General features: G+C 60.6%; 3 protein-coding genes. 1 reads left to right on the forward strand and 2 read right to left on the reverse strand.

All coding sequences use genetic code 11. The annotated features are described in order from the left end of the window. Nucleotides 1-309: 309 nt before the first annotated feature. Both JKG68_RS30765 and JKG68_RS30770 read right to left on the reverse strand, forming a co-directional pair. Nucleotides 310-630, reverse strand: a complete 321-nt coding sequence (locus JKG68_RS30765; protein WP_202066085.1) for a hypothetical protein — start codon at nucleotides 628-630, stop codon at nucleotides 310-312. Nucleotides 631-1,140: 510 nt separating this feature from the next. Beyond that, nucleotides 1,141-3,588 carry a type IA DNA topoisomerase gene (locus JKG68_RS30770; RefSeq protein ID WP_202066087.1) on the reverse strand — a complete coding sequence of 816 codons (2,448 nt, stop codon included), beginning with the start codon at nucleotides 3,586-3,588 and terminating at the stop codon, nucleotides 1,141-1,143. A gap of 425 nt (nucleotides 3,589-4,013) precedes the next feature. On the opposite strand from JKG68_RS30770, the gene JKG68_RS30775 reads away from it, so the two are divergent. After that, on the forward strand, nucleotides 4,014-5,270 hold the full coding sequence (locus JKG68_RS30775; protein WP_312891056.1) for an erythromycin esterase family protein: 1,257 nt from the start codon (nucleotides 4,014-4,016) through the stop codon (nucleotides 5,268-5,270). Nucleotides 5,271-5,468: the final 198 nt, after the last annotated feature.

Below are 5,468 nucleotides of genomic sequence, written 5' to 3' on the forward strand. Positions count from 1 at the left end.
GCCGGTCTGCTGGTCACCACCGAGGCCATGGTTGCCGAGGCTCCCAAGCGCGAGAGCTCTCCGGCGATGCCAGGTGGCGGCATGGGCGGCGGCATGGGTGGCATGGGTGGCATGGACTTCTAAGTCCTGCTCCCATCATCCCACTGGAAAGGCCTCGGATCACTCCGGGGCCCTTTCGTTTGTGCTGTGAATGTTCAAGAGGCGATCGCACAGATAAAGATTGGACGGACAGGCGCGCCGCACATCGCCGGCCATGCGACCAAGTTGTTGACCGTTCCTCGTCCAACCACGCCTGAGGCGATAGTCGCGTCAGCGCTTATTCAGCGGGACCACGTTAGATCCAGCCGTGTTGGTGCCTTTGGCCGACTTGACCCTGCTGAGGACGTTGGGCGAGACGTTCCACTTCTGCCCCGTGTCTGTGATCACCGTCACGGTCTTCTGGTTGTAGCGCGTCAGCATGCCCTCAAGTGGACTATGATCGGGAGGCTGGAAGGTGACCCGGTCACCGATCTTGAACTCCAGCATCTCCACATGGGCGCGCATCTGGTCGAGAAAGCGCAGGCGCTCGACGATGCGGTGGTTAAGATCGATAAGCTCGGCCTCGGTCAGCTGGTCAATGTCGATCTTCATAGAGGTGCCATAGCTTAGAGCCGGACTGGGACTATCAAGCGAATGTCTGGCTCGGGCTTCTGTGTGTCAAGAGCCCGATGCAGCGCTCCAAGTGCTGTGGTGCGGAGAGGTTGCGCTACATGGATCGGGGGAGCTCGAAAGAGATCCAAATAAGTCGAAGGTCTGATGGACGGCATCGGCGCAGTCCCGCTTCACCGACAGGCAAGGTCAATACCTGGCCTTCATCGATGCTACATGCGGGTCCACAGCCGGCCTCCGGCCGAGGCCGACATGCAACGCCACTTCCAAGTGAGCCCTCTGTTCACCAGATGGTGCTCACCGTGAAGCGCGCCGGATTGATCCGGCGCCAGCCCGGCCTCGCCCGCATTATTGAAGTGCTGGTGAGCCCCGAACACTTACCCGTCCGTCGCCCATCCCAACTGGTCAAATCCTCTGTTCCAATGATCTGGAGGGGAAATTAAGGTGGGGCAGTTTGAGGAGCAGGTCCGTTGGTGCCGTCAAAACATTTGATCATTCGTCTCTGCCGGAAGTTACAGTGCGTGATCGCGTGCGGCGGCGAGGGACCTCGGTTCTTGCTTCTGTAGGTCTCCTTGCAGACGCAGACACCCGCTTATGTCCATCACTAGCATTGCTCGCCCGGATACTTGGAAGCCGGCCTTTGGGAGTGACAGTCCGGTTCTTTGCCTGAGAATGCTGCGCCTTCGGTGAATGCTCGTCGAGAAAAGCGCGGCAAGCCGTAAAATCGGTAATCGCTTCTGGTGGGCACTCGATTGCTTGCTGTTCGGCAAGCGACTGAGCATAACGAAGCATCGCTTCGCTCGGAGAGCGAGGCCCCGGTTGCGGAGCCTCCCCCGGCCTGGATGATCGTGATGGAGCATGCTGGTCAAGGAAGGCTCGGCAGATTTCGCTATTGCTTTTGAGCCCTCGGGGCAGTTTCAAGCCTCGCTGCGCGGCAATCGATGTCGCGAAGTCGATCATCGCCTTTGTTGGTGGCTTCGCATCCGCTGCGGAGGGTGTTGGAACGCAAGTTGGATCAAGAGCAACAGCGTCCGATTGGCCAATCGTCGTGATCAGGTCTTTGACACGGCTGCGAGTCCGCTCCTGATAGGCTGCTGCGCGGCGGGCCGCCTCTGCCCGTGTGGCGGCGCGCCCGATCTCAGCAAGGTCGGCCTCGAACATCGCCCGGCCAACTGGGTCGCCGTAGGCCGGAAAGACACGACGAACAGCAGCGATGAATGCGAGCCCGACCTCCGTCACCTGGATCGGCGGGTCCTTACCCTTCAGCAACTCAACATACTGGCTCTTCTGGAGCTTTGGCAGGATCGTGTCGCGGGTCGCCGCAGTTCCAAGGCCCTTGGGCTCATTGGGATTGGCCGGGTTCTCCAGAGCTGCTTTCAGGGCTGGATTTTCGACCTGGTCGACCAGGCGACCCATGACGACCGGCAACTCGCCGCGGGTGATCCGACGTGGTGGTTCAGTCTTGGCGGTCTCGAGCCGAGCGTCGGTTGCTGTCCCAGGCTCATGATCGCGGATAGGGGGCAGGCGTCCAGTGGTAGGCTCTTCGTCCGGCTTGGCCTTGCCAGGGACAATCTCGTTCTCCTCGTCGGCCTCAGCTCCATACACCGCCCGCCAGCCAGGCGACTTGATCACGCTGCCGCTGATCGAAAACCGCTTCGGGCCGAGCGGCGTTGGGACCTGCACAGCGACGACGGTCCGAGCGTCGATACCGTCAGGCAGGTGGGCTGCCAGGAAACTCTTGGCCACCAGCTCCCAGAGACGCAGGTGATCCCCGCTGACGCTCCCCGGCTGAGGCACCTTGCGCAATGGCACGATGGCGTGGTGCTCGCCCGGATCCTTGACGTAGTGGCCCTTGTTCCCCTTGCGGAACACGAGATCGCCAGCGGCTGGCACAAGACCCGCGAGATCGGTCAGGACCGCGACGACGCTACCGATCACTGTGCTGGCGTCGCCGGTCTGACTGTCGGGAAGGTGCTCGGACTCGGTGCGAGGATAGGTCAGGTATCCCTGATCATAGAGCTCCTGGGCGAGCTTCGCCGTGTGTTGCGGATCCCAGCCGAAGCGCTTGGCGCAGCGTCGGGCGAGAGTGTCCTTGGAGAACAGGCGAGGGGGTGATCGACGCACATCCTTCTGCTCGACACCGAGCGGACCCGACCAGCTTGCAGCGGCCTGCTGAATCGTCTCGGCAACCTGTTGATCAAGGATCTTGTCTTTCGGGGCATGCCAGAGGGTGATCTCGGCTCCGCTGCTCGTTGCAACAGTCAGAGCAATCCTGAAATAGTCCTGCGGGACGAAGTCGCGAATGCGCTTCTCGAGGTCAGCGAGGATCGCAAGCGTTGGCGTCTGAACCCCGCCAAAGCGCCAGGGCTGCCGAAAGGCAGGTGGCCTAAGGCGAAGAGAAATGGCGCGCGTGCCATTGAGACCGAGATGATAGTCTTCATACTGGCGGCACAAGGCCTCCAGGTAGGCTGCATAGTCCCGCTCGCCGGAGTCTGGCTCCTTGGCCATTGCCGCAAAGGCCCGTCGGATTGAGACCTCATCGAGAGCACCCAACTTGAGACGGTCCACCCGACCTCGATACCCAAGATGCTCAAGCACCTCCCAGGCGATCATTGAGCCCTCCCGGCCCGGATCGGTGGCGATGATGACGCGCTCCACGCCCTGAAGTGCCTGCTTGATCGCATCCACCTTGGGCTTGTGCGACTGACCCGAGCGGCTGCTGCCGTATGTAACAGGTATACGCTCGAGCACGATTGGGAGCGTATCAAGGCGCCAAGACTTCCATTCATCCCGAACATTGCCGGGTTCCTCGGCAGCCAAGAGATGGCCCTCGGCGGAGACGCAGACCGTGCTCGGTGATTTGAAGAACCGCTGCAGCTGGCGCATGGCCGAGGGCTTCTCGAAAAAGAACAGCGTGCGCGATGCTGAATGAGGGGTCATGACGTTAGAGGATACGTTCTCGAAGCGAATGCGTGGTCGGAGCCAGTGCTCAGATAAGGGCCTGGAACGAAGAGAGAACATTACTCCTCCGGCTATCAGGCGTCAACGAACCAGCCGCGGACACTAAGCTGAATCAGGGAATCCTACATCATCACGTGCGCTAAATCGTAAAGTGATGACTGCTCCTCCCAATTCTCCCGCTAATAGAGCCAACTCTAAGTGCAACACGGATCTATCCGGCTGAAACAATCCATGAGTGGCGTGTGTTTCCTGCAAACCTTTCACGGGAGACGCTCATGCACGGTGGCAGCATCTCACGGCGCACCCTTTTGGCTGGCGGGCTTGCGTCTACGGTCTGTCTCCGGTCGGAGCTCACCTTAGCGCAGAACTCAACTAAAAGTGGCACTGACTACTTGCACAGCGCTGTGGCACGTCACGCGGAGCCTCTACCCCCGATCGAGGACGAGCAGGCTTTCGGGGCCATGTTCGACCGCTTTGCCGATGCGAAGGTTGTGCTACTCGGTGAGTCCACCCATGGCACCTCCGAGTTTTATCGCGCCCGCTCGGCGATCACACGCCGCTTTATCACCCATCATGGGTTTACCGTCGTGGCGGTGGAAGCCGACTGGCCCGATGCCTCTCATGTTGATGCATATATCCGAGGGAGGCCGCGGCCGCTTGCGCCAGAGAAGCCATTCCGACGCTTCCCAACCTGGATGTGGCGCAACGAGGAAATGCGCAGTCTGGTCGACTGGCTAAAGGTTCATAATGCCGGGGCCACACCCTCACAACAGGCGGGCTTCTATGGTCTTGATCTCTACAGCACGGCAGCCTCAATGCAGGGCGTGACGGGCTATTTAGCCCGAACAGACATCCAGGCCGCAGGGGACGTGCGAGGACACTATGCCTGTCTGGCCGCTTATGGTGACGATCTGGCTGATTACGCCGCCAACTTGATCCGGCCTGGCTTCAACTCCTGCGAGGATGAGGTCGCGGCGGTCCTAAAAATTCTGACCACGAGAGGACCAGCAACCGGCAATGAAGCCCACTTCGATGCACTGCAGAACGCCCGCGTGGTGGTCGGCTCGGAAGGGTTCTACCGCGCCCAAGTCAAAGGGGCCGAATCGTCCTGGAACCTGCGCGACCGGCACATGTTCAGCACTCTTCTCGCGCTGCTTGAGGCTCGAGGGTCGACCGCAAAGGCTGTCGTCTGGGCTCACAACTCCCATGTTGGAAATGCTGCGGCCACTGACATGCGCGATCGCGGCGAGACCAACATTGGCGAGCTTTGCCGGCAGCATTTCGGGAGTGCAGCCTGGCTCGTCGGGTTCGGCACTGACAGGGGCCATGTCCTCGCGGCGTCCCGCTGGGGCGCAGCGCCCGAGGTTAAAGCCGTGCGACCTTCGCTGCCTGAGAGCCACGGCGCCCTCTTTCGCGAGGTTGGCCCCGAGCGCTTCCTGCTCGACTTACGCGTGCCGGATCTGAGAAGAGTGTTACACGCCAAGCGGCCGCAGCGCGCCATCGGGGTGCTCTACCTCCCTGAGACCGAGCGGGTGAGCCACTATTTTGAGGCCTCGCTTCCCGATCAGTTCGACGCCTTCGTTTTTCTGGAGGAGACCCAGGCCGTCACACCCGTGACTGATGCGACCAGGAACCTGCCCGACAATCATCCCTTCGCCTAAACCCCTGGCCCTTGGAGTGCCGCGATTGTGACCGTCACACATCAGACGGCAAACAGCCGCTCACATTTCAGCCCTTCGGCGGAAGTAGGAATACTTAAGCTGCTGAATTTGTTGAGGTAAATGGCGGTGGAGGCAGTCATCCGCGAACCTGTCTCTGACTTGGTGTTCCCTGATACTGCGGAAAATACAGGGATTTTT

The organism is Microvirga aerilata (assembly GCF_016743775.1).
Lineage (GTDB): Bacteria > Pseudomonadota > Alphaproteobacteria > Rhizobiales > Beijerinckiaceae > Microvirga > Microvirga aerilata.